Here is a 23,618-nt window from a genome sequence, read left to right on the forward strand (position 1 = left end):
ATTAGTGTATAATCCAGTTAGGCCTTTAGTCTCCAATCTTCGCTCCCAAGCAAAGATGGTGCTCGGGGCTGATATGTTGAAGAAAAGTGCTGTTTCTGGATACGAACTGTGGTTAGTGTGCATCCAATGCAGCACTTTTCGTTTATAATTTCCAGAATATACTTTAATTGGTTTTCTTACAATCAAGCCTTTAATGCCGAAGGCATTATACATATGAATCCAATTTAAAATAGTTGTTCTACTTTTAATATTATATTTTTTAGCAAGACTAGTAGAACCAATTCCTGCAGAAAAATATTTTTTAACTATTTTTTTCTTTAACTCAAAACTAAATTTTGCCATACAAAACCCCCTAAAGTGTTGTTTCACTTTAGGGGTTCACTTCAAGTGTGATTATTTTTATGCCCTAAAAGGGACTCGAACCCATACTTAGAAAAACTAAACAACGATCTGAACGTTGCGCGTCTGCCAATTCCGCCATTAGGGCATATAGTACATATTGTATACCTATATCATGGCTTTTAACAAATTTTAGCAGGAATATTATACTTTACAGAATTCTTTATATGTTTATACTTAATAATAGTTTGTGTACTAATTAATATTGTCTAACAAATTTTATGATTTATGGTTCATATTGCATAACATTTGGTACAATAATATTAGTAAGAATTTAAAATTAAAAATAAACTATAAAATAAAATTATTATGTTATATAAAAGGGGATAAATCGACATGTGTGGATTTTGTGGATATGTAAATCAAAAAGATGTTCCTACTGATACTATCAGTAAAATGGCAGATCGAATTAAACATCGTGGTCCTGATGATGAACAATATTTTCAAGATGAAAATATTTCAATGGGTTTTAGAAGATTATCAATTATTGATTTAGCCCATGGAGGTCAACCTTTATTTAGTAAAGATCAAAAGAAGGTATTAACCTTTAATGGTGAAATTTATAACTATAAAGAAATTAGAGCAGAACTACAAGAACAAGGATATGAATTTGAAACTGATGTTGATTCAGAAGTTTTAATTCGTGGATATGAAGCTTGGGGTTCCGGTTTATTAAAAAAACTTCGTGGAATGTATGCATTCGTTATTTATGATAAAGCTAATAATGAAATCTTTGGTGCAAGAGATCATTTTGGAATTAAGCCATTATATTATTATGATGATGGTAATACATTTATGTATGCTTCTGAAATTAAAGCTTTTTTGAGTAACCCAGCTTTTAACAAAGAATTGAATATTGGATTATTACCTATTCATTTAAGCTTTGAGTTCATTCCTTCAGAGGAAACAATGTTTAAGAATGTTTATAAAGTAATGCCCGGTACATACTTTGTTCATCATATCGATAGTAAACAAACAGAAACCCATCGTTATTACCATTTCAATTACGATCATATTGATAATTCACAAACTGTTGAAGGCGATGCCAAAAAAATCGAGAGTCTTGTGAAAGATTCAGTTAAAACTCACATGGTTTCTGATGTTGAGGTTGGTAGTTTCTTATCTAGTGGGGTTGATTCAAGTTACGTATTAAACGAAGCTTCTAAATTAAAACCTATTAAGTCATTTTCACTAGGCTTTGATAATTCAAAATATAGTGAATTATCTTGGTCAACTGATTTTGCTCACCAAATTGGTCAAGAAAATACACCAATTAAGATTACTGATGATGATTATTTCAATTTCTTACCAACCATGATGTACTACATGGATGAACCATTATCTAATCCTTCAGCTATTCAATTGTTTTATTTATCAAAAGGGACTAGAAAACAAGTTAAAGTTGCTTTATCTGGTGAAGGTGCTGATGAATTCTTTGGTGGATACAACACTTATCTTGAAGCTAAACCATTCGAAAGATATCAAAAATATGTTCCTGGATTTATTAGAAAATCATTAGCTTCAATGGTTACTAAGTTACCAAGATTTCATGGTCGTCGTTTCTTAATTCGTGGTGCGCAACCATTAAGTGAACGTTATTATCGAGTTAATTATGTATTTAATTATGATGACAGAAATCGTTTATTAAAAGATCCTAGTATAAATCGTGATTCTGGAGCATATTCAAAACATATCTTTGATGAAGTTAAAGATAAAGATGAAATGACCCAAATGCAATATTTTGATATTAATACTTGGTTACCATTTGATATTCTACAAAAAGCTGATCGTATGAGTATGGCTAACTCTCTTGAAGTAAGAACACCATTGGTTGATAAAGAAATTGCTGAATTTGCTTCAACAATGCCAATTAAAACGCGTATTAATGATGAGGGAACTAAAATTTCATTGAGAAAAGCTGCTGAAAATGCACTTCCTGAAAAAGTTGCAATGAAAGAAAAATTAGGTTTCCCATCACCAATTGCTTCTTGGATTAGAGAACCTAAATTCCATAAGCGTATTGTTCGTGCATTTACTTCAGATGTCGCACAAAAGTTCTTTAATACTGATGAATTGATGAGAATTCTTAAAGAGCATGATGAAGGTAAATCTAGTATGCAAAAAATTATGACACCTTATCTATTTATTATCTGGTATGAGGTTTACTTCCCAGAAAATACTGATGCAGATACTATTAATAAAGTAGAATTACAAGCATAAATTTAAATGTTAGGAAATGAATTTTAATGTCACTTGGAATTAATGAAATCAAAACAATTTTATCTGAACATAATTTACTAATTAAAATTGTTCCTAATAAAAATGAACAATTTGATGATGTGACTTATGATTCAAGAAATGTTCATAACAATGCTTTATTTTTTTGTAAGGGAAACTTTAAACCAGAGTATTTAACAATGGCTAAAGCTGCTGGTGCTTCTGGCTATGTATCTGAAAAAAAATACGCAGAAGGAAGCAACTTAACGCAAATTATTGTAAAGAATGTACAAAAGGCAATGTCTCTTATAGGCGCTGCCTTTTATCGCTATCCAGAGAATGACTTATTTACGATCGCTTATACTGGGACAAAAGGTAAAACTACGTCTTCATATTTTGCCAGAAGTATTTTAGATAATACTACTAATAACAAAACAGGATTACTATCAACAATTGATACCATTGTTGGCAATAATCCTGATCAACAATTTAAATCACATCTTACGACACCTGAGTCTTTAGATATCTTTAAATATATGCGTATGGCTGTTGATAATGGGATGACTCATATGGTTATGGAGGTTTCTTCTCAAGCATATAAGAAAAATCGTGTTTATGGTCTTAAATATAACATCGGATTATTTTTAAATATTTCTCCTGATCATATTGGGCCTAACGAACATCCAACATTTGCTGATTACTTGCACTGTAAAGAACAACTTTTAGTCAATTCAGATATTTGTATTATTAATGCTGATACTGATCATTTTGAAGATATTTATATGGCTGCCAAAGTTACTACTCAACCGGAAAATATTTATTTATTTAGTGATCATGATCAATCTTTGATTGACAATCGTCATCCAGATTTTATCTTTGATAGTATCTCAGACACTATTAGTGATAATAAAATTAAGCTAGTTTCTAATAATAAAAAAGCTAAAGCCATGAAATTGGACGGCGAATATAAAATTGCTGTAGCAGGAGATTATAATGAATCTAATGCGACTTCAGCAATTATTGCTACTGGATTGTCTGGTGCAAGCAGTGATGATGTAAGCAACGGATTATCCACTGTATTTGTTCCAGGTAGAATGGAATCTTATGATGCTAAAAGTCATGGGAACGTTTATGTTGATTATGCTCACAATTATGCTAGTATGCATGCATTATTGAGTTTTTTAAAACATGGTAATCCTGATGGAAAAGTAATTGTAGTTGTGGGTAGTCCTGGTAATAAAGGAGAAGATCGTAGAAAAGGATTTGGAATGGCATTAACTGAAAATGCGGATGAAGCCTTTTTAACGACCGATGATCCTGCATTTGAAGATCCAGCTACAATTGTTGATGAAATTGATTCCTATATTAATCATGATAAAGTTAATGTGCATATTGAATTAGATCGTCGTTTAGCTATTAGTAAGGCTATTCATTCTGGCGATAAAAATTCTATAATAGTAGTAGCAGGTAAGGGCAGAGACCCCTATCAAAAAATAAACGGTGTTGATACTCCTTACGAAACCGACTCCGTTGTAGTCAAAAATGTTTTGAAAGGAATAGAAAATGAGTAATAATACATCAAATTTTACGGTTATACTATTAGGTAGTGATTTTAATGCTTATGGTATGGCTAGATCTTTATATGAAAAATATGGTAAGCCAGTTAAAGCTTATGCTGAAAAAGCTTTGGCACCTACAAGATATACTAAAATTGTAGATTTATCTTTAATTGATGGGTTTAGTGAAGATCCTAAGTGGATTGAAGAGATGCTTAAACTAAAACAAAAGTATTCGAAACATTCTGAACCAGTAATTTTAATTGGTTGTGGTGATGGATATGCAGAGTTAATTTCTAAGCATAAGGATGAATTAGACGATGTATTTATTTGTCCATATGTTAATTATGAATTGATTAAAAAATTAAACAGCAAAGAGAACTTTTATAAAGAATGTGAAAAGTTTTCTTTACCATATCCTAAAACCAGAATTATTAGTAAAAGTGAATATGAAAGCGATGAAGATATTGAACAGCCATTTGGCTACCCAGTAGCTTTAAAACCTACTAATAGTGTTGAATGGCTAGATATTCATTTTGAAGGGCGAAAAAAGGCCTTTACGATTAAATCAGAAGCTGAATTTAAAGATATTGTTAGCAAAATATATGATAATGGATATACATCTGACCTAATTTTGCAAGACTTTATTCCTGGCGATGATAGTAATATGAGAACTTTAAACGCTTATGTTGATAAAAATCATAAAGTTAAGATGATGTGTTTGGGTCATCCTTTATTAGAAGATCCATCACCATCTTCAATTGGTAATTATGTAGCTATCTTACCTGAATATAATGAGAAATTATATTCAATGGTAAAAACTTTCCTAGAAGCAATTAATTTTACTGGATATGCTAATTTTGATATGAAATATGATATTCGTGATAATTCATTTAAACTATTTGAAATTAACTTAAGACAGGGGAGAAGTAGTTTCTTTGTTAGTTTAAATGGCTATAATCTTGCTGATTGGGCTGTTCAAGATTATGTTTTTGATAGCTTAAAGGATAAAGATACAGTTTATGCTAATAAGGACAAATCCAAATATTGGTTATGGTTAGGTGTTGGTAAAGAAGTCTTTAAAAAATATGCTAAAGATAATGAAGACAAAGAATATGCCATGAAACTAATAAATAATCATCAATATGGAACAACTTTTTGGTATAACAAAGATCGTAACTTCAAACGATGGATGTTGGTAACTTGGATGAAGCATATTTATGCTAAAAATTTCCAAAAATATTTTACAAATAAATAGGAAATGATTTTATGAAAAACTTTTTTTCAATTATTGGTGGAATGGGGACAGAAGCAACTGAAAGTTATATTCATGTTTTGAATAAGCGGACCCCCGCTCATTCTGATCAAGATTATTTAAATTATATATTAGTAAATCACGCTACGATTCCTGATCGTACTGATTATATTTTGGATAATTCTAAACCCAATCCATTAGTACCACTTATGGATGATATTAAACAGCAAAGTTCTCTAAAACCTAATTTTTTTGTTATTCCATGTAATACTGCCCATTATTTTTATAGTAAACTTCAATCAATCACTGATATACCTATTTTGCATATGCCCAAAGAAGCAGTTAAAGAAATAGGGCGAGTATATCCTAAAGCAAAAAAAGTTGGCTTAATTGCTACTCGGGGAACTATTTATGACGGTATATATGATAATGAAATTAGTAATTTCAATTATGAATTAGTGAAACCAACTAAGCATATTGAAGATGAAACTATGGATTTAATTTATAAATATATCAAAGAAAAAAATATAGTGAATGCTGAACTATATCATCATATTTTGGATGAAATGATTAATGAAATGAAATGTGATGTAGTTATCCTGGGATGTACTGAGCTATCATTAGCTCAAGAAAGAGCTTCTGATCATAATTATCCTTTAGTGGATGCACAATCTGTGCTTGTGGATCGAACCATTGATATGGCTTTGCATAATGAACAAAAATAAAAATAACGTAACTCTTATATTTTGAGAGTTACGTTATTTTTTTACAATTATTAGATTGAAAGTTAATAGTAATAGTATGGATAATATAAGAAGTAGCATATTTATAGTCATTAGATGACTTCTTTGCTTATTTGAATAATTTATTTCTACCATTATGGATGAAATTATTACTAAAATAACAGTAATAAATGATTCTATATTATTGTTGTGAAAAACTCGTATTGATAAAATGCCATCGAACATAAACAACAGTATATATAAAATTCTATTAATGATTAACCAATTAATAATTCTTTTGACTGAAATTCTAGTGAGTCCTATTAATATTGATAATATATATATAAACATTATTGTAAACACAAGAAATATAAGCATTCTATCATCTCCTTTTTAGTAATTTTAACATAAAAGTTATTTATAGTTTGAATTTATAAATTATAAATGGTAATATAAGCGAAAACTAAAGATAGAAGTGATTTAATTTGACTAGAAAAATTGGTGTAATCGGAATGGGACATGTAGGATCTACAGTTGCCCATTATATCGTTGCAAGTGGTTTTACTGATGATTTAGTATTGATTGATAAAAATGAAGAAAAGGTGAATTCAGACGCATTAGATTTTCAAGATGCAATGCCTAACTTACCATTTCATACAAACATCTATGTTAATGATTACTCAGCTTTAAGTGATGCTGATGTTATTATTTCAGCTGTAGGTAATATTGACTTGATTAGACAAGCTAATGGAAATGATCGTTTTGCTGAATTATCAAATAACGTAGAAGCAGTTAAATCGATATCTACTAAAATTAAAGATTCTGGATTTAATGGTATTTTAGATGTCATTACAAATCCAGTGGACGTTATTACTTCAATTTATCAAAAAGAAACGGGCTTACCTAAAGAAAAAGTTATTGGAACTGGAACTTTACTGGACTCTGCTAGAATGAAGCGAGCAGTGGCTGCAAAACTTAATATAGACTCCAGATCTGTTGATGGATATAATCTGGGTGAACATGGTAATTCTCAGTTTACCGCTTGGTCTACAGTAAAAGTATTTGGTGAACCCATTACAAATTTAGTTAAAGAAAATAATTTAAACTTAGATACTCTTGATAAAGATGCCAGGGATGGTGGCTTTGAGGTCTTTAAAGGTAAATTTTACACTAATTATGGTGTGGCAACTGCTGCAGTTAAATTAGCAAATGCAATTATTTCGGATGCTAAGTCACAATTAGTAGTATCAAATTATCGCAAGGAATATGGTGTTTATTTATCATATCCAGCAATTGTTGGTAAAAATGGAATTGAAAAACAAATTAACCTAAATTTAACAAAAGAAGAACTAGAAAAATTACAATATTCTGCTGCCTTTATTAACCAAAAATTTGAAGAAAATAAATAATATATATTTATTACAATTTATTCTTGCTATTGTTGAAATTGTTTGATAATATCAATAACACAAATTTATCAAATGAGGTGAAAACTTTGGCTGAATTAAAAATTGGTGACTATATATCTGCTCCACGTTTTGGTTATTTGAAGCATGATTTCGCTGGAACTGTTGACAAAATTTATGAAAATTCTGTAATGGTTCTTATTAATGAACATCATAAAGATGATGATGTAGTAATTAATGAATATAACCAAAGAGCAATTGTAAGTAAAAAGAAAGCAAAAATTGCTAAAAAATAATATCAACTAAATTGTATATGCATTATTGTGCAACGTATGATATAATTTATTTGTATCTGCGGGTATAGTTTAGTGGTAAAATATAAGCTTCCCAAGCTTAAGTCGCGGGTCCGATTCCCGTTACCCGCTTAGTGATTATCACTACCTAAGTGGATTTTATATATTCTGTAATAAAAGATTAGTAGGTATGTTTTGATATTTAGCGACTTCGGATTTGGTGAAAGCCGAAGAATCAAGCATATTGAATTCGTACTTTTTAGAATATTTTATAATAAAATAAGCGGATATATAATATCAAATAGAGTGGTACCGCGGGTTATCTCGTCTCTTGCAGTCTTTTTACTGTAAGAGACTTTTTTATTGGAGGAAAATATAATGGAAAATAAAGAACTAGTTGCCAAAGCATTGTCCAATGCTTTAGATGGTACATTGAATGTTGAAGACATTGTAAATAAAATTGAACGTCCTAAAGATTCAAAAATGGGAGACTTAGCTTTTCCTACTTTTATTTTAGCTAAAAAATTCAGAAAAGCACCTCAACAAATCGCATCAGATATTGTAGAAAAAATTGATCAAAATGATTTTGATCATGTTGAAGCTGCAGGACCTTATGTTAACTTCTTCTTAGATAAGGCTAAATATAGTGAAAATGTTATCGCAAATGTTTTATCACAATCATCAAATTATGGTCAGAATAATGATGGTAATGGTGGTAACGTTACTATTGATATGTCATCACCTAACATTGCTAAACCAATTTCAATGGGTCATTTAAGATCTACTGTAATTGGTAATTCAGTTGCTAATATTTTAAGCAAGAATGGTTATAAACCTATTAAGGATAATCATTTAGGTGATTGGGGAACTCAATTTGGTAAGTTAATTACTGCATACTTAATGTGGGGTAATGAGGAAGACGTCAAAAAGGATCCTATCAATAATTTAGTTAAATACTATGTTAAATTCCATAAAGTTGATAAAGAAAAGCCTGAACTAGACGATGTGGCTAGAGATTGGTTTAGAAAACTTGAAAATGGTGATGAAGAAGCAACTAAGCTTTGGAAATGGTTCCGTGAAGTATCTATTGAAGCATTCGAAAAAATATATGATAAATTAGGTGTTTCTTTTGATACTTATAACGGGGAAGCTTTTTATAACGATAAACTTCAAGGGGTAGTTGATGACCTTGATAAAAAAGGCCTATTGACTAAGTCTCAAGGTGCTACCATTGTTGATTTGGATAAATACAATCTAAATCCAGCACTTATCTTAAAGAGTGATGGTGCTTCATTATACATTACTAGAGATATTGCCACTGCAATGTATAGAGATGAAACTTATCATCCAGCAATGAATTTATATGTTGTTGGCTCAGAACAAACATATTACTTCAAACAATTGAAGGCTGTTTTAACTGAAATGGGTATTCCTTCAGCTAAAGATTTACATCATATTCCATTTGGCTTAATTACAGTTAATGGTAAAAAACTTTCAACTAGATCTGGAAGAATTATTTTATTAGATGAAGTATTAGATGATTCGATTGAAATTGCTAAGAAACAAATTGCTGAAAAGAATCCAGACTTACCTAATAAAGATGAAGTTGCTAAAGAAGTTGGAGTTGGAGCAATTGTCTTTGGTGATTTACAAAATGAAAAGATAAATAATATTGATTTTAACCTAGAAGATCAACTAAGATTTGAAGGGGAAACAGGTCCTTATGTACAATATGCACGTGCACGTGCTGAAAGTATTTTAAGAAAATCTGGTAAGACCGAATTCAGTATTTCTGATAATAAACTTAATGATGCAGAATCATGGAATATTGTTAAACTGCTTAATGATTTTCCTCAAATGGTTAAATTGGCATGTTCTGAATTTGAACCTTCAGTTATTGCTAAGTACTCATTAAGACTTGCAAAAGCATTTAATAAATATTATGCTCACACCAAAATCTTAGATGATGATGATGAAAAAGATGCACGTTTAGCATTAGTTAAATCTGTATCTATTGTTCTAAAAGAATCATTAAGAATATTAGGTGTTAAATCTCCTGAAGAAATGTAAGATATAAGAAAGCACCATTTAACTTTTGTTAAATGTGCTTTCTTTTTTTACCCATATTTTGTCATTTTGGGTTAAAATAGAACTATTATAATTTCCTACTAACTAAAGGAGAAAATTTAATATATGAAAGAAAGTTATACTAAAAAGCATCAGCTAAAAAATATATGGCATAAATATCAAATTACAAGATGGATTATTGTAACTATATTATCCTTTATTTTTATAGTAAGTGCTTATTGTACCTATGTAGCCAAGACAACCGATGTTCGTAATTTACAGTCTTCGCTTGAAAAATCTACAGTAATTTATGATGCTAATAATAACAATGCTGGTAAAATATATTCACAAAAAGGAACTTATGTTGGATATAAAAATATTTCTTCAAATCTTCCTAATGCTATTTTATCTACTGAAGATCGTAATTTTTATCATGAATATGGATTTTCTGTAAAAGGCTTTTCAAGAGCTATGTTATCAGTTGCTAAAAATAAAATTATGCATCGTAATTATATTAGTGGTGGAGGTAGTACTTTAACTCAACAATTGGTTAAGAACGCTTATTTAACTCAAGAGCAGACTTTTAGTCGTAAATTAAAAGAACTATTTCTTTCTATTCAAGTAGAAAATATTTATTCTAAAAAAAGTATTTTAACTATGTATATGAACAATGCCTATTTTGGTAATGGAGTTTATGGTGTTCAAGATGCATCTAAGCGATATTTTGGTATGGATGCTAAGGATTTACCAATACAAGATGCGGCAGTGATTGCCGGAATGCTAACTAATCCAAGTGCATATAATCCAGTTGATCATCCAGGATTGGCTTTTCAAAGAAGGAATACAGTATTGCAGCTAATGGTGGAAAACGGTAAATTAACCCAAGCAACTGCTAATAATCTTAAAAAGATGCCAATTCATGTGGTAAATGATTACAAATATACTGATAGTTATAAATATCCTTATTATTTTGATTCAGTTATTGATGAGGCAATTAATCAGTATGGACTTTCCGAATCGGATATTATGAATCGTGGTTACAAGATTTATACTAATTTAAATCAAAATCAGCAATCTAATATGCAAAATGATTTTGCTAACGATAGTATGTTTCCTAGTAATGCTAGTGATGGAACTAAAGTACAGGCTGCTTCAGTTGCTGTTAATCCAAGTAATGGTGGGGTTAGTGCAGTTGTTGGTGGTCGTGGTGAACATGTCTTTAGAGGATATAACCGTGCCACCCAAATTAAAAGGCAGCCTGGTTCCACTATGAAACCTTTAGCTGTTTATACTCCAGCTCTGCAAAATGGTTATAATTATGATTCCACTTTGGTTAATAAAAAACTGTCATATGGTAAGAATAAATATACACCTGAAAACTATGGTAATTCTTATACAGGTAGCGTTCCAATGTATAAAGCTTTAGCTGATAGTATGAATGCTCCTGCTGTATGGTTATTGAATAAAATAGGTGCCAATGAAGGATATCAATCAGTTAAATCATTTGGATTACCTATTCATAAAAGCGATAATAATTTAGCTTTAGCTTTAGGTGGGCTTTCAAGTGGAGTGTCACCACAACAAATGGCTGGTTCATATACCGCTTTTGCTAATAATGGTAATATGACTACACCTCATTATATTAGGAAAATTGTTGATTCTTCTGGAAAAGTAATTGTAAATAATGATCAAAATCAATCCAAAAAGATTATGTCCAAAAAAGTTGCACAACAAATGACAAGTATGATGTTAGGTGTATTTAATAATGGGACTGGTGTTGGTGCTAAGCCATATGGATATCAGATTGCCGGTAAAACAGGTAGTACAGAAGCAGATAATACAGGTGATTCTGATGCTACTCGTGATAAATGGATAATTGGGTATACTCCTAAAGTAGTTGTTGCTACTTGGGAGGGATTTGATAACACTAACAAAAATCATCATCTAGAAAACCTTAGTGGTAGTGGAGTTGGTCCTTTATTTAGAAATGAAATGCAACATATATTACCTAATTCAGGTGATAATAAATTTGATGTACAGGATGCTCAAACTCAATATGAAGATGAACACCAACCAAAAGCCAAAAAATCTCAATCTGGTATTTGGCATGATGTACAAGAAGGCGCAAGTAATTTCACTAATAATGTTGGTAAAGGATTTAACAGTTTAAAAAAGGGTGCTAGTGATTTATTTAATAGTGCAAAAAAATATATTGACCAATAGAAATTGACCAATATATACAAAACGTCGTATCATTAATATACTAATGATACGACGTTTTATTTATAAGGAGTTATTACATTGAAATTTATTCATGCTGCAGATTTACATTTAGAAAGCCCATTTGAAGGACTTATGGATGATGAAATACCACAAAAATTATGGGAACAAATCTTTAATTCAACTTTTTTGGCTTTTAGTAATCTTGTTCAAGATGCTATTAATCAACAAGTTGATTTTATATTATTGGCAGGAGACTTATTTGATCGTGATAACCAAACTCCTAAAACTTATAATTTTTTTTATGAAGAATTAGATAAATTGAATGCAGCTGACATTAAAGTATTTATGATATTTGGAAATCATGATTATTTAAATATATCTGCTTCTGATCTAAAATTACCCAACAATGTTTATGTATTTGGTAATCAGGTTGAAACTAAAACTTTTAATTTAAATGATAAGAAAATTGCAATTACTGGTTTTAGTTATGAAAATCGTTGGATTAACGATAAAATGATTGATAATTATCCTGTGAAATCAAACGTTGATTTTCAGATTGGGATGTTGCATGGTAGTGAAGCTAACACTGGTGATAACTATGCACCATTTACTATTAGTGATTTATTAGATAAGAAATATGATTATTGGGCATTGGGTCACATACATAAAATGCAACAACTTAATGCCAATCCTCCTATTTATTATTCTGGAAACATTCAAGGACGTCATAAAAATGAGTCAGGAAGCAAAGGGTACCTTTTAATCAACGATGTAAATGGTAATTTGGATGTTTCATTTCATGAAACATCAGTTATTATTTGGGATAATTTAACAATGAATATTAATGAAAATAATACCAATCAAATTATCAATGATTTGATGAGCCAAATTTATAAAAATAAATATTCTAAAATTCATTTATTAGAGATTACATTTAATATAAAGCAGAATCTATTGAATATTAATCACGATGAATTATTATCAAAAATTCAAAATACATTAAGAGAAGAATATGATAATTTAAATGCTTGGGTTTATGATATTCGATTTAGTATTAACGATAATGAAAAAATATCAAGTATCGATGATGATATTTGGCAAGAAGCTGCTGAATCTATCTTTACTAAAGATAATATTATTTATATATCAAAAAGTTTATCTAAATATGATTTCATTCAAAACCACTTGGATAATGATGATATTCAAGATAATCTACTTAAACAAGCTAAAATTAATTTGTTGGGCAATAAGGGGAATATAGATGAAGATTAATCAGATAAAAGTTTATGGATATGGTAAATGGCAAAATCAAAGTTTTAATTTAAATAAAAATAATTTACAAATTATTTATGGAAATAATGAATCAGGTAAAACAACATTATTAAGTTTAGTAATTGGTATATTATTTGGATATAAAGATGGTCGTGGACATTCTTATGAGCAATATATTCCTAAAGAAACTAGTTCTTATGGTGGCAGCTTATCTATTACTACAGACGATAATCGCAATTTTTTAGTTAAAAGGATATCTGGAACTTATGGTGGAAAAGTAAGTGTTTATGATTTAGATAATGAGTGTGATACGGATTCAAATATCTTGTCTGATATATTAGGACCAATTGACCGTGAAACTTTTGAACATATCTTTTATTTTGGCGATTTAAAAATTAAAGATATTTCAAAACTAAATAACAATGAATTAATTGAAAGAATTCAAAAGGTAGGATTTGTTGGTAGCAATGAATGGCTTGCAATTAATGATAAATTAGATAAAGAATCTAGGTCTCTATATGCTCCAAATGGTAGGAAACCACCGTTAAATAAAAAGCTAAAAGATTACGAAAAACTATTAACCAAAATTAATGATAGTAAGGGTAACCTTAATGAATATGAAAATTATTTATATAATAATCAATTAGCCAATAAGAAAGTTGAACAGTTAAATAATCAGATTAAAGATTTAGATAATAGAATCTATACATTAAATAATCATAAAAATAATTGGTCTTTATATGAGCAATTAAATAATCATCAAAGCTTAAATTTAAAGTCTGATTTTGATGATGCTTCTAAAAATAAATTATATTCAATTGAAAATAATATTGAATTAAATAATAAGCAAATTGAAATTATTAATAACCAGATAAATGATGCTAAAGATAAGGTTAATCATAGCGATCAATTAAATTTTTATGAACAAAGTGAGGATAAAATTGATAGACTATATAATTTATCTGACTCCATTAACGATCTGGTTACTTCATTTAATACTAAAAAACAACTAATAAATGATTATCAAACTAAACAAGAATCATTTATTAATGAACATAATGTTGAATTAAGTATAGCTGATAAAAATAATATAATTAGGCTAAACAACTTTAACAATAATAGGGAATCTAGTAATTTAATGAATACTATCAAATTAATATTAATTTTTTTAGGAATAATATTGGTTGTACTTTTACCTGGTATCTTAAAAATAATAGGTTTATTTTTAGCCAGTTTATCCATATATTTATATATTATTAAATATAATCAATCGAATAATTTTAATAAAAAAATTCAATTTTACAAAGACAAATATGGCTTTAGTAGTAATGATCCTAAACAATGGCTTGTGCAAAATAATAATATAACTAATAATTTTCAAGATGATATTAATAAATATAAAAATGAATTAGTTGAAATTCAGCAAAAAATTAATAATTATTTTGATAATTGGCATTTTGCTGAAGAATATCTTAAATTAGACGATAATTATGGTAATAATATGTCTATAATCGATGACTTTGTTAAAAAAAATAAAAAAAATATCGATGAAAATAATAGTTTAACAAAGATAATTAATAAATATTTATTTCAAAAAAATGAATTAGTAAATAAAAAAGAAAAACTAAAAAATCAATTAATTAAATTTTTTGAGCAAAGAAATATTAATACCTCGAATGAATTTAATGATGAGTTTAATAAACAACAGTCCATTATTCAGGAAAATAACAGACAGGCTGATATTAAAAAGCAACTTGGTGAAAATGAAATTCAATTACTTAAAAATTTCAAAAGTAAAACTGAAATTGAAGATAAATTAAATGAGTATCAGATTTTACAATCGAATGTAAAACAACAAATGCTAGATAATAGTAAAAATATTGAAAAAAATAAATTTAATATTAAACATTTGACCTCAGATGGTACTTATCAAGATTTAGAACAAAAGAAAGCCAACTTAGAAACTGAAATTAATGATATGGTTGATGAGTGGTTGACTATGAAATTATCAGGACAATGGATTGATAAGTCATTGAATATTGCAACTGCAGATAGAATTCCAATGTTTCAAGAAAAAGCTAATGAATATTTTGGATTATTAACCAATCATAATTATATAAAAATAACCTACTACAAGAGTAAATTGAAAGTTACTAGAAAAGATAAATTGCAATTCGATGCAGGAGAGTTGTCAAGAGGAACAATCGAGCAATTATACTTATCATTAATATTATCATTATCAGTTGTATTTGGTCGTGATTATAAAATGCCTATTATTATTGATGATGGTTTCAATGAATTTGATTTTGATCGTTCACATAATGCGTATAAATTACTTGATAAAATTAGTGAATCATTACAAATAATATATGTAACTTGTAATGAAAATGTTTTTGAACATTATAATCTAGATAATATAATCAATCTAAATGAAAAATAAAAGAGGCTGTGACATAAGTCTCTTAAAAATAATGCTCGTTGGAACTTAAGTTTTCCAACGAGCATTATTTATGTATAATAAAAACGATATCGACACAACCGATATCGTTTCAATAAATTCCCCCAACGAAAGGAAATTTCAATGAATAATTATATTTTAAATATTCAAAATTGGCAACCTAAAAATAATCATCAAGTAAAAATTATCAATCAAATTGTTGAAATGATTGGTTTAGAAGAAAAATATATATTTGGTAGACCACGAAAATATGACCTACGGTCACTATTAAAATTAACCTTATTTGCCTATTCAAAAGGAATTTTTAGTAGTCGCCAAATTAGTGAGTTGGCAGAAGAAAATTTACCTGCACGTTGGTTAACTAAAAATTCATTTCCTTCATATCGAACAATCTGTCGATTTAGGATTTCAGATGAAGCAGAAAATTTAATTAGTAAATGCATGAATCAATTAACTAAATATCTCAGAAAAAATTATTATATTGATGATGTAAGTTTTATTGATGGGACTAAAATACTAGCGAATGCTAATAAGTATTCTTTTGTTTGGCGTAAAAATATAATCAGATTCGATAAATTAAATCGCGAAGCGATTATAAAATTACTACATGACATGAATGATGTTAAATATTTAGGTAAACTTCCAGATAACTCTGACATTTCAACAAGTGAGTTAGATGAAATTATTATCCATTTAGAGAATTGTTTAGCTGATTTAAATTATCAAATTAAACAGAATAAAAAAGTATCACCTAATCCCAATAAACAAAATCGTCGTAAGTTAAAATCCATTAAAAGAAAACTTCGTTTTCGTAAATGTAAACAAATGGAATATCAAAAAAGGTAATAAAATATTTGCTAATCGTAATAGTTATTCTAAGACTGATCATGATGCTACCTTTATGCGTATTAAGGAAGATCCTATGTTAAATGGAAAACTTAAACCTGCTTATAATCTACAAATTGCTACTAGTGGACAATTCATAACTAATTTTGATATTTATCAAAATCCCACTGATACTCGTRCTTTAATTCCATTCTTAAATAAACAAATTGAGAATAATAGTTTGGGTAAATATATTGTTGCCGATGCTGGTTATGGATCTGAAAGTAACTATCGTTTTATGGARGATAAACTAACTAATCACATTCCTTTAATTCCCTATGGAACAATGTTAAAAGAACAAAGTCGTAAATGGAAAAGTGATGACCGTAAGGTCATGAATTGGTATTACAACGAAAAAGATGATTATTACCTAGATCCTAATGGTATTCGATTTAATTTTAATGGTTATCGTAAAAGAACTGATAAGAATCAATTTACGCGTGATTTTAAAKAATATGAGTCCGAAAAATATGATATTAATCAAAATATAGATTCTAATGCATTAACCAAATCTGGTAATACCAGAAAAATTAGAATTAATTATGCATGGGAATATTTTAAAAATAAACAAAAAGAATTTCTTTTGGCACCAAAAACAAGTGATATCTACGCAAAAAGAAAAATAGATGTAGAATCAGTTTTTGGTAGGCTAAAGGCTTCTTTGCGTTTTAATAGATTCTCCATTAGGGGTAATCGAAAAGGTAAAAAAAGAAGCTGGGTTTGCTATAATGGCATTAAACATAAGAAAGTTAATGACAAAAGTCATTAATTTTATAAAATTATATACAAAAACAGGATTTACGTTAAATATTAAACGTAAATCCTGTTTTTGTAGAGACTTATGTCACAGCCCCTTTTATTTTTCGCTTTAATTAGTTATTTGAATTGCTTAGGAATGAAGATAAGATGTTTTGTAGATCCTTATCTTTAATTTCTACTCCACCATTCTTAAGAATCTTAGCAACAACATTCTTTTGAAGAGTAGGGTCTTTGATTTTACTTTCAGCAATTTGATCTTTTAATTCTGAAGTATAATCTTTGTATGATGAACCTTTCTTAGGATGGTTAACCATTTGAATAATTTGGTATCCAGCCTTAGTCTTTACAGGTTCTTTGGTGTATTCACCATTTGATAGCTTGTATGCAGCCTTTACAAATGATGAGTCAAGACTTGTATTTGTATTATCAAATGCAGCTAATTTACCACCATTGTTCTTGTTAGAAGAATCCTTGGAGTACTTCTTAGCTAATTCAGCAAAGTTTTTGCCTTTCTTGTCGTTAAGTTGGTCAATAACCTTGTTAGCAGTATCTTTATCTGATACTAAGATTTCATTAACAGTAACCTTAGGTTCAAATGATTTGAATTGCTTTTCAAGATCTTTATTTGAAATTTTAACATTGTCTTTTAATGCAGCTTGTAATAATAGATTAGATTTAATTCCATCTTTGTATGATTGTTCAGTCATACCTTGTTGTTGTAAAGCAGCATCAAATTGTGAACCATATTGACTCTTAGTTTGGTTAAATTGAGCATTGATATCTTTTGATGAAACTTTATCACCATATTGTTTGTTTAAGACTTTGTCTAAAATCATTTGTTGTAAAACTTGTTTACCATTAGAAGTGTTTTTCATACTACTATAGTATTCACTTTGTGTAATTTTACCACCATTGGTAACAGCAACTGTTTTGCTACCACAAGCAACTAATGAAACACTCATTAAAGCAGCAGCCATACCGACTAACCATTTTTTATTCATAAATTTAACACATCCATTTCTAAAATTTAGATAACCATTTTTAACTATAACATACCAATGCATATGATTTTAATAGTATAAAATACTTTTATAAATTATTTTTGTAAGTGATTTATTCTATCTTTTATCATATCTATTCTTGGAGATGTTTTAAATTGAAAATCATTAATATCTTTTTGCAATTGTTCAATAACTGGGGTAGATTTTTTAAGTTCTTGTTGTAACTTTTGAACATTTTTTTGTAATGATTTTCTAGAATCATTGACTCTTTTTGATCTTTCAAACGATTCTTTTGCATCTGTTGATAGATTTTTAAAGAAATTTTTTGGATCTTTCTTATTTACATACAAGTATGTAGCTAATCCAGCAGCAGAAATCCCCATTATTTTTAAAATGTTTTTCATTTTATTAACCCTCCAAATTTTTTGAAATATTCTTTTGAATGTGGGTCAATGTTTCTTCATTGTATTGATTAGAGTTATCAGTAAACTTTAATGCAAATCCATCATCTTCACTATATCTTGGAATCAGATGGAAATGGGAATGAAATACTGATTGCGAAGCAATCTTCCCATTATTATTAATAATGTTCATTCCCTTGATATCTGGAGCAGAATTTTTAATAGCTCTAGCAATCTTAGGAATTCGAGCAAAAACTTGTTCAGCCATTTTTGCATCGTAATCATAAATATTAGCAACATGCTTTTTAGGAACAACTAGAGTATGACCAGGGGTTGTTTGTGAAATATCTAAAAATGCTTTTACTATATCATCTTCATAAACAGTATAATTAGGAATTTCATTATTAACTATTTTACAAAAAATACAGTCATCCATATTAAAATCTCCTTCCTTTATTAATTTACCGTACTATAACAATAATAACATAAAATAAACTTAAAATAACTTAACTAAAATTATGATATAATTGCGATAATAATAAGTTTTTAAGGGGCGATATTTTATGGCATTAGATGTTTCGCACTTGGTAGGTGGATATTCACAAATTCCAGTTCTTAAAGATATTTCTTTTAATATTAAAGATGGTGAATTAGTGGGCTTAATTGGCTTAAATGGTGCTGGTAAATCTACTACTATTAATCATATTATTGGAATTTTAACTCCATTTTCTGGAGAAGTTAAAATCAATGGAACTTCAATTACTGATGATGTTAATAAATATAAAAATCAAATTGCATATATTCCTGAAACACCAATTTTATATAAAGAATTAACTTTAAAAGAGCACATTGAAACTACTATTATGGCATATCAATTGGATGAAAATGTTGCTTGGCAAAGAGCTAACAAACTACTTAAGATGTTTAGACTTGATAATAAGCTTGATTGGTTTCCAATTAATTTTTCAAAAGGAATGCGTCAAAAAGTTATGATTGTTTGTGCTTTCATTACTAACGCTAAATTGTTTATTATTGATGAACCATTTTTAGGATTGGATCCATTAGCAGTGAATGATTTATTGAAATTAATCAATAATCAAAAAGAACAGGGGAGTAGTATTCTTATGTCTACTCACGTTTTAGATACAGCGCAACGTTTTTGTGATCGCTTCGTTCTAATTCATAATGGGCAAGTTAGAACAGAAGGCGATTTAAATGCATTAAAAGATAAATATGGTGATGAGAATAGCTCTTTGAATGATATATACTTAAAATTAGCTGAGGAATCAAATAATGAATAGTTTATTTAAAAATCGTTTCAATGCCCATTTAATTGAAATAACTAAGTATCTTAAATATGTATTTAATGATTTTTTTGTAATTGCTCTAATGTTTATCTTTGGTGGATTATTATATGAATATTCAATTGCTATAAAACATTTATCAATTGGTATATGGTGGAGCCAACCATTAGTATTAATAATTCTATTTATATCTTTACAATTAGGTGGTTTGGCTAATTTTATAAAAAAAGCTGATTATGTTTTTTTATTGCCACAAGAGAAGCAATTTTATAATTATTTTAATTCAGCAATGAAATATAGTTATTTAATGGCATCTATTATTCAAATATTTATATGGTTGATACTTATTCCGTTAATATCTAAAACATTTGTTAATTTTAGTAAGGTTTATATAATAATATTATTAATATCGTTATTAGTTAATAAATATATAATACTAGGAACATCTTTTATAGATATGTACAATAACTTTAGTAATAAAAGAAATTTAATTTTTAAAATTGTTTTCCCCATTATTAGTTTATCTATTTTTATATGGCTTTCTGATATTTTATCGATTGCTTTATCTTTAATAGTTTTGGGTTATATTATTGTATTAAAGAAAAGATGTGTTAGCTTATCAATTCACTGGAATAAAGTTATTAATAATGAAAACAGTAGAATGCATCGTATATATCAATTTTTTAATATGTTTACTGATGTGCCAATGCTTGATGGAAAAGTTAAGCGTCGTAAATATTTAGATTCATTCTTGAAATTGTTTAAAAATGATAATGTTTTTTCATATCTTTTTATAAGAGGAATATTCAGAGATAAAGAAATTAGTGGATTATATACTAGATTATCTTTGATTGGTTCATTACTAATACTTTTTATTAACAATAAATATGTTGTAATACTATTAAGCATGTTATTTATATACTTAACAGTATTTCAAATGATTCCTTACTATTTTAATTTTGATGAAAATGTATTTACTTATATCTATCCAATTAGTAACAAAAATAAGTTAAGTAGTTTTGTTAATATCATTAATAAATTAATGTATCTAACAATTGCTTTGTTCTTTGTTGTATCAATATTTAGTAATGGGGTTTATACAGCTCTGATATTATTAATAATTGATCTTGTGGAACTTTTCTTATTAACCCATTTATATATGAATAAAAAAATCAATAAGGCTGAATTAAAAAGTTAATACTGTCTTGACTGAATGATACAGTAAACATTAAAATGAAAGATAGTATTTTATCGATAATTAATTTGGCATATTCAATGGTCAAGACAAATTGTTTTGACCATTTTTTATAAGGAGGATAAATTTTTGAGAGTAAGAAATAAACCATGGGCAAAAGATTTTATTAAAGACCATTCAGAATATATTGTGGATAATCCAGAACAATGGAAAGGAAAATGGTCTAATCGTTTTAATAAAAAGCAACCTATCCATGTTGAAATTGGGACTGGTAAGGGTCAATTCATTGTTGAAATGGCTAGAGAACATCCAGAAATCAATTTCTTAGGAATTGAAATTCAAGAAACGGTAATTGCCATTGCATTGAAAAAAGTTGTTGCATCAGAATTACCAAACTTACAAATGGTGCATACAGATGGTGCTGGTATTGATACTTTCTTTGATGAACATGAAATTGACACCATTTATTTGAACTTTTCAGATCCATGGCCTAAGAAAAGACATGCTAAGCGCCGCTTAACTTCACCTAAATTCTTGGATAGTTATAAAAAAGTATTGAAGAAAGATGCACCAATTGTTTTTAAAACAGATAATCGTGGTCTCTTTGAGTATTCTATAATTACATTTAATAACTATGGAATGTATTTTGATTTATTATCTTTAGATTTACACAATAGCGAATATATGGAAGATAATATTGAAACTGAATATGAACATAAATTTAGTGCTAAAGGACCTATTTATAAAGTCATTGCATATTTTAATAAAAATAAAGAAGACTAATATTGATTAGTCTTCTTGCCAAGATAGTTGGTATTTATTATTTATTACAAAGGGATGTTCAATAATCTGTTCATCTTTTTTGATGTTAATGGCGCCAACCCAATAGTTACTCTTTTTCATAATCCAATACCCATAAATTTCATTATTATTAAAAGTCATTTTTGCATTATTCACTTTAGTCTGAATAATTTTTTCTATATTATAATTTCTATTTTTATTTAATGCATAAGTAATAGTGATTATGCCTCCTACAATAGCTCCAATGTAGAAAGATTTATAATGTTTAATATTCATTACCTCCAAATTTAAATGTTATATAATAAACATTATAATCAAAGTTTTCAACAATATCCATTTTATAAGTTATAATATAACAATATTATAATATATAAGGAGTGAATATTTATGGAACAATTAGCAAAAATGGATTTAACAGATTTAAAAAAGAAAATTGAGAAGGGCAAGTATATCTTATTCTTCTCAGCTGACTGGTGCCCAGATTGCTCATTTATTAAACCTGCTATGCCAGAGATTGAAGCAGAATATAAAGATTACAATTTCTTAGCAGTTGATCGTGATGAAAATATTGATTTAGCAGCTGATTTAGGTGTTATGGGGATTCCCAGTTTTGTTGCTTTTAATAATGGTGAAGAAATTGGTCGTTTTGTAAATAAGGATAGAAAAACAAAGAAACAAGTTGAAGAATTTATTGATTCTTTAAATTAATGATTTGAGAGGTAAAATTGAATGTTAATTGCAAGTTACAACCCTAAACAAAATGGTGACATTTTGGTCGTAGTTTTGGATGAAACAACTGGTGAACAAAATGTAGAATATAAAGATGATGTAGTAATTATGTCTGATAAAGATAGTGGCAAAATTTTAGGATATAATTTTTTGAATGCTAGTCATATTCTGCCTAATTTATCAAACATGAATGGACAAATTAAATTAACTTCCAATGATGTTGATTTATTAAATTCATTTTTAAAAAAACAAAGCTTATCAGCTAACATTGAGTTAGATAATGATCCTAAGTTTGTTGTAGGCTATGTAAACAAAATTAGCGAGCATCCAAAGTCTGACCATTTAAAAATTACTGAAACTACGGTTGATGACGGTAAAACTCTACAAATTGTAAGTGGATCTCCAAACATGCAAGCAGATATTAAGGTTGTTGTTGCTAAAGTTGGTGCTATGATGCCTGACGGATTAATAATCTGGCCTGGTGAATTAAAAGGGGAAGAAAGTAATGGAATGATTTGTTCTGGTCGTGAATTACACTTACCTAATGCACCACAAAAACCAGGAGCATTAATTTTACCTGATAATTATGAAGTAGGAACTAAATTTGATTTTGATAAAGCTGCTACTTTGTTTGACAAATAAAGAGATATTATATCTCTTTATTAATACATATAT

The 23,618-nt window shown here is 28.3% G+C and carries 21 protein-coding genes, 2 tRNA genes and 1 pseudogene; 17 read left to right on the forward strand and 7 right to left on the reverse strand.

The genetic code is table 11. The features are described 5' to 3' along the window. Both DY123_RS01845 and DY123_RS01850 read right to left on the reverse strand, forming a co-directional pair. Positions 1–342: helix-turn-helix domain-containing protein (locus tag DY123_RS01845; RefSeq protein ID WP_140924991.1), on the reverse strand; the 342-nt coding region annotated here is incomplete at its 3' end. A gap of 60 nt (positions 343–402) precedes the next feature. After that, a tRNA-Leu gene (locus DY123_RS01850) sits at positions 403–487 on the reverse strand. Between the two features lie 248 nt (positions 488–735). Between DY123_RS01850 and asnB the strand changes: the two genes are divergently transcribed. Genes asnB through DY123_RS01870 form a run of 4 tightly spaced genes read left to right on the forward strand, consistent with a single transcriptional unit; the run spans position 736 to position 6,152 of the window. Continuing rightward, entirely contained in the window at positions 736–2,619 is a 1,884-nt protein-coding gene (asnB, locus tag DY123_RS01855) for an asparagine synthase (glutamine-hydrolyzing) (RefSeq protein WP_140924993.1), read from the forward strand. A 26-nt stretch (positions 2,620–2,645) separates the two neighbouring features. Beyond that, complete coding sequence (locus DY123_RS01860) at positions 2,646–4,187, forward strand: UDP-N-acetylmuramoyl-L-alanyl-D-glutamate--2,6-diaminopimelate ligase (protein WP_108983065.1); 1,542 nt, start codon at positions 2,646–2,648, stop codon at positions 4,185–4,187. Then, entirely contained in the window at positions 4,180–5,430 is a 1,251-nt protein-coding gene (locus DY123_RS01865) for a carboxylate--amine ligase (RefSeq protein WP_108983066.1), read from the forward strand. The genes DY123_RS01860 and DY123_RS01865 overlap by 8 nt, the downstream gene beginning before the upstream one ends. 11 nt (positions 5,431–5,441) lie before the next feature. Beyond that, positions 5,442–6,152 carry an amino acid racemase gene (locus DY123_RS01870; RefSeq protein ID WP_108983067.1) on the forward strand — a complete coding sequence of 237 codons (711 nt, stop codon included), beginning with the start codon at positions 5,442–5,444 and terminating at the stop codon, positions 6,150–6,152. A gap of 33 nt (positions 6,153–6,185) precedes the next feature. Here the strand turns inward: DY123_RS01870 and DY123_RS07765 are convergent, their stop codons facing one another. Continuing rightward, complete coding sequence (locus DY123_RS07765; protein WP_108983068.1) at positions 6,186–6,527, reverse strand: DUF1516 family protein; 342 nt, start codon at positions 6,525–6,527, stop codon at positions 6,186–6,188. Between the two features lie 107 nt (positions 6,528–6,634). Here DY123_RS07765 and DY123_RS01875 point away from each other — a divergent pair, with 107 nt between their 5' ends. The 8 genes and pseudogenes from DY123_RS01875 to DY123_RS07665 all read left to right on the forward strand — a co-directional run. Beyond that, the gene (locus tag DY123_RS01875; protein ID WP_140924995.1) at positions 6,635–7,558 is read left to right on the forward strand and encodes an L-lactate dehydrogenase; all 924 of its coding nucleotides are present in this window, start codon (positions 6,635–6,637) and stop codon (positions 7,556–7,558) included. 86 nt (positions 7,559–7,644) lie between these two features. Beyond that, positions 7,645–7,851, forward strand: a complete 207-nt coding sequence (locus DY123_RS01880) for a DUF2187 domain-containing protein (protein ID WP_105964475.1) — start codon at positions 7,645–7,647, stop codon at positions 7,849–7,851. Positions 7,852–7,909: 58 nt separating this feature from the next. Then, a tRNA-Gly gene (locus DY123_RS01885) sits at positions 7,910–7,980 on the forward strand. Between the two features lie 246 nt (positions 7,981–8,226). Beyond that, positions 8,227–9,918: an arginine--tRNA ligase gene (gene argS / locus DY123_RS01890; RefSeq protein WP_108983070.1), complete on the forward strand. Its 1,692-nt coding sequence runs from the start codon at positions 8,227–8,229 to the stop codon at positions 9,916–9,918. Between the two features lie 123 nt (positions 9,919–10,041). After that, complete coding sequence (locus tag DY123_RS01895; protein ID WP_140934744.1) at positions 10,042–12,138, forward strand: transglycosylase domain-containing protein; 2,097 nt, start codon at positions 10,042–10,044, stop codon at positions 12,136–12,138. A gap of 78 nt (positions 12,139–12,216) precedes the next feature. Next, positions 12,217–13,410: a metallophosphoesterase family protein gene (locus DY123_RS01900; RefSeq protein WP_165807771.1), complete on the forward strand. Its 1,194-nt coding sequence runs from the start codon at positions 12,217–12,219 to the stop codon at positions 13,408–13,410. Further along, positions 13,400–15,850, forward strand: a complete 2,451-nt coding sequence (locus tag DY123_RS01905; protein ID WP_140936334.1) for an ATP-binding protein — start codon at positions 13,400–13,402, stop codon at positions 15,848–15,850. Before DY123_RS01900 ends, DY123_RS01905 begins: the two co-directional genes overlap by 11 nt. A 141-nt stretch (positions 15,851–15,991) precedes the next feature. After that, positions 15,992–17,526, forward strand: a pseudogene (locus DY123_RS07665) (IS1182 family transposase); the annotation flags it as partial. Between the two features lie 99 nt (positions 17,527–17,625). Here the strand turns inward: DY123_RS07665 and DY123_RS01920 are convergent. From DY123_RS01920 to DY123_RS01930, 3 genes are all read right to left on the reverse strand, one after another. After that, positions 17,626–18,513, reverse strand: coding sequence for a peptidylprolyl isomerase (locus DY123_RS01920; protein WP_108982892.1), 888 nt, complete (start codon positions 18,511–18,513; stop codon positions 17,626–17,628). 95 nt (positions 18,514–18,608) lie between these two features. Then, positions 18,609–18,917, reverse strand: coding sequence for a hypothetical protein (locus tag DY123_RS01925; protein WP_105964482.1), 309 nt, complete (start codon positions 18,915–18,917; stop codon positions 18,609–18,611). 4 nt (positions 18,918–18,921) lie between these two features. After that, positions 18,922–19,350, reverse strand: coding sequence for an HIT family protein (locus tag DY123_RS01930; protein ID WP_105964483.1), 429 nt, complete (start codon positions 19,348–19,350; stop codon positions 18,922–18,924). Positions 19,351–19,477: 127 nt separating this feature from the next. On the opposite strand from DY123_RS01930, the gene DY123_RS01935 reads away from it, so the two are divergent. The 3 genes from DY123_RS01935 (at position 19,478) to trmB (ending at position 22,196) form a co-directional block, all read left to right on the forward strand. Further along, the gene (locus DY123_RS01935; RefSeq protein ID WP_108982891.1) at positions 19,478–20,215 is read left to right on the forward strand and encodes an ABC transporter ATP-binding protein; all 738 of its coding nucleotides are present in this window, start codon (positions 19,478–19,480) and stop codon (positions 20,213–20,215) included. Next, complete coding sequence (locus DY123_RS01940) at positions 20,208–21,416, forward strand: ABC transporter permease (protein WP_140933873.1); 1,209 nt, start codon at positions 20,208–20,210, stop codon at positions 21,414–21,416. Before DY123_RS01935 ends, DY123_RS01940 begins: the two co-directional genes overlap by 8 nt. 126 nt (positions 21,417–21,542) lie before the next feature. Next, positions 21,543–22,196: a tRNA (guanosine(46)-N7)-methyltransferase TrmB gene (gene trmB / locus DY123_RS01945; RefSeq protein WP_105964486.1), complete on the forward strand. Its 654-nt coding sequence runs from the start codon at positions 21,543–21,545 to the stop codon at positions 22,194–22,196. A gap of 6 nt (positions 22,197–22,202) precedes the next feature. Here the strand turns inward: trmB and DY123_RS01950 are convergent, their stop codons facing one another. Continuing rightward, positions 22,203–22,490 (reverse strand): hypothetical protein, encoded by a 288-nt coding sequence (locus DY123_RS01950; RefSeq protein WP_108982888.1) that lies wholly within the window; start codon positions 22,488–22,490, stop codon positions 22,203–22,205. A gap of 111 nt (positions 22,491–22,601) precedes the next feature. Between DY123_RS01950 and DY123_RS01955 the strand changes: the two genes are divergently transcribed. Both DY123_RS01955 and ytpR read left to right on the forward strand, forming a co-directional pair. After that, positions 22,602–22,922: a thioredoxin family protein gene (locus DY123_RS01955; protein ID WP_105964488.1), complete on the forward strand. Its 321-nt coding sequence runs from the start codon at positions 22,602–22,604 to the stop codon at positions 22,920–22,922. A 21-nt stretch (positions 22,923–22,943) separates the two neighbouring features. After that, positions 22,944–23,585 carry a YtpR family tRNA-binding protein gene (gene ytpR, locus DY123_RS01960; protein WP_108982887.1) on the forward strand — a complete coding sequence of 214 codons (642 nt, stop codon included), beginning with the start codon at positions 22,944–22,946 and terminating at the stop codon, positions 23,583–23,585. Positions 23,586–23,618: the final 33 nt, after the last annotated feature.

It is taken from the genome of Apilactobacillus micheneri (assembly GCF_006493595.1).
In the GTDB taxonomy this organism is placed as follows: domain Bacteria; phylum Bacillota; class Bacilli; order Lactobacillales; family Lactobacillaceae; genus Apilactobacillus; species Apilactobacillus micheneri.

Excerpts from the sequence above, each read along its gene's own strand:
- asnB (WP_140924993.1), top strand. The coding sequence starts at position 736 with ATGTGTGGATTTTGTGGATATGTAAATCAAAAAGATGTTCCTACTGAT.
- DY123_RS01860 (WP_108983065.1), top strand. The coding sequence starts at position 2,646 with ATGTCACTTGGAATTAATGAAATCAAAACAATTTTATCTGAACATAAT.
- DY123_RS01865 (WP_108983066.1), top strand. The coding sequence starts at position 4,180 with ATGAGTAATAATACATCAAATTTTACGGTTATACTATTAGGTAGTGAT.
- DY123_RS01870 (WP_108983067.1), top strand. The coding sequence starts at position 5,442 with ATGAAAAACTTTTTTTCAATTATTGGTGGAATGGGGACAGAAGCAACT.
- DY123_RS07765 (WP_108983068.1), bottom strand. The coding sequence starts at position 6,527 with ATGCTTATATTTCTTGTGTTTACAATAATGTTTATATATATATTATCA.
- argS (WP_108983070.1), top strand. The coding sequence starts at position 8,227 with ATGGAAAATAAAGAACTAGTTGCCAAAGCATTGTCCAATGCTTTAGAT.
- DY123_RS01895 (WP_140934744.1), top strand. The coding sequence starts at position 10,042 with ATGAAAGAAAGTTATACTAAAAAGCATCAGCTAAAAAATATATGGCAT.
- DY123_RS01905 (WP_140936334.1), top strand. The coding sequence starts at position 13,400 with ATGAAGATTAATCAGATAAAAGTTTATGGATATGGTAAATGGCAAAAT.
- DY123_RS01920 (WP_108982892.1), bottom strand. The coding sequence starts at position 18,513 with ATGAATAAAAAATGGTTAGTCGGTATGGCTGCTGCTTTAATGAGTGTT.
- DY123_RS01925 (WP_105964482.1), bottom strand. The coding sequence starts at position 18,917 with ATGAAAAACATTTTAAAAATAATGGGGATTTCTGCTGCTGGATTAGCT.
- DY123_RS01930 (WP_105964483.1), bottom strand. The coding sequence starts at position 19,350 with ATGGATGACTGTATTTTTTGTAAAATAGTTAATAATGAAATTCCTAAT.
- DY123_RS01935 (WP_108982891.1), top strand. The coding sequence starts at position 19,478 with ATGGCATTAGATGTTTCGCACTTGGTAGGTGGATATTCACAAATTCCA.
- DY123_RS01940 (WP_140933873.1), top strand. The coding sequence starts at position 20,208 with ATGAATAGTTTATTTAAAAATCGTTTCAATGCCCATTTAATTGAAATA.
- DY123_RS01950 (WP_108982888.1), bottom strand. The coding sequence starts at position 22,490 with ATGAATATTAAACATTATAAATCTTTCTACATTGGAGCTATTGTAGGA.
- DY123_RS01955 (WP_105964488.1), top strand. The coding sequence starts at position 22,602 with ATGGAACAATTAGCAAAAATGGATTTAACAGATTTAAAAAAGAAAATT.
- ytpR (WP_108982887.1), top strand. The coding sequence starts at position 22,944 with ATGTTAATTGCAAGTTACAACCCTAAACAAAATGGTGACATTTTGGTC.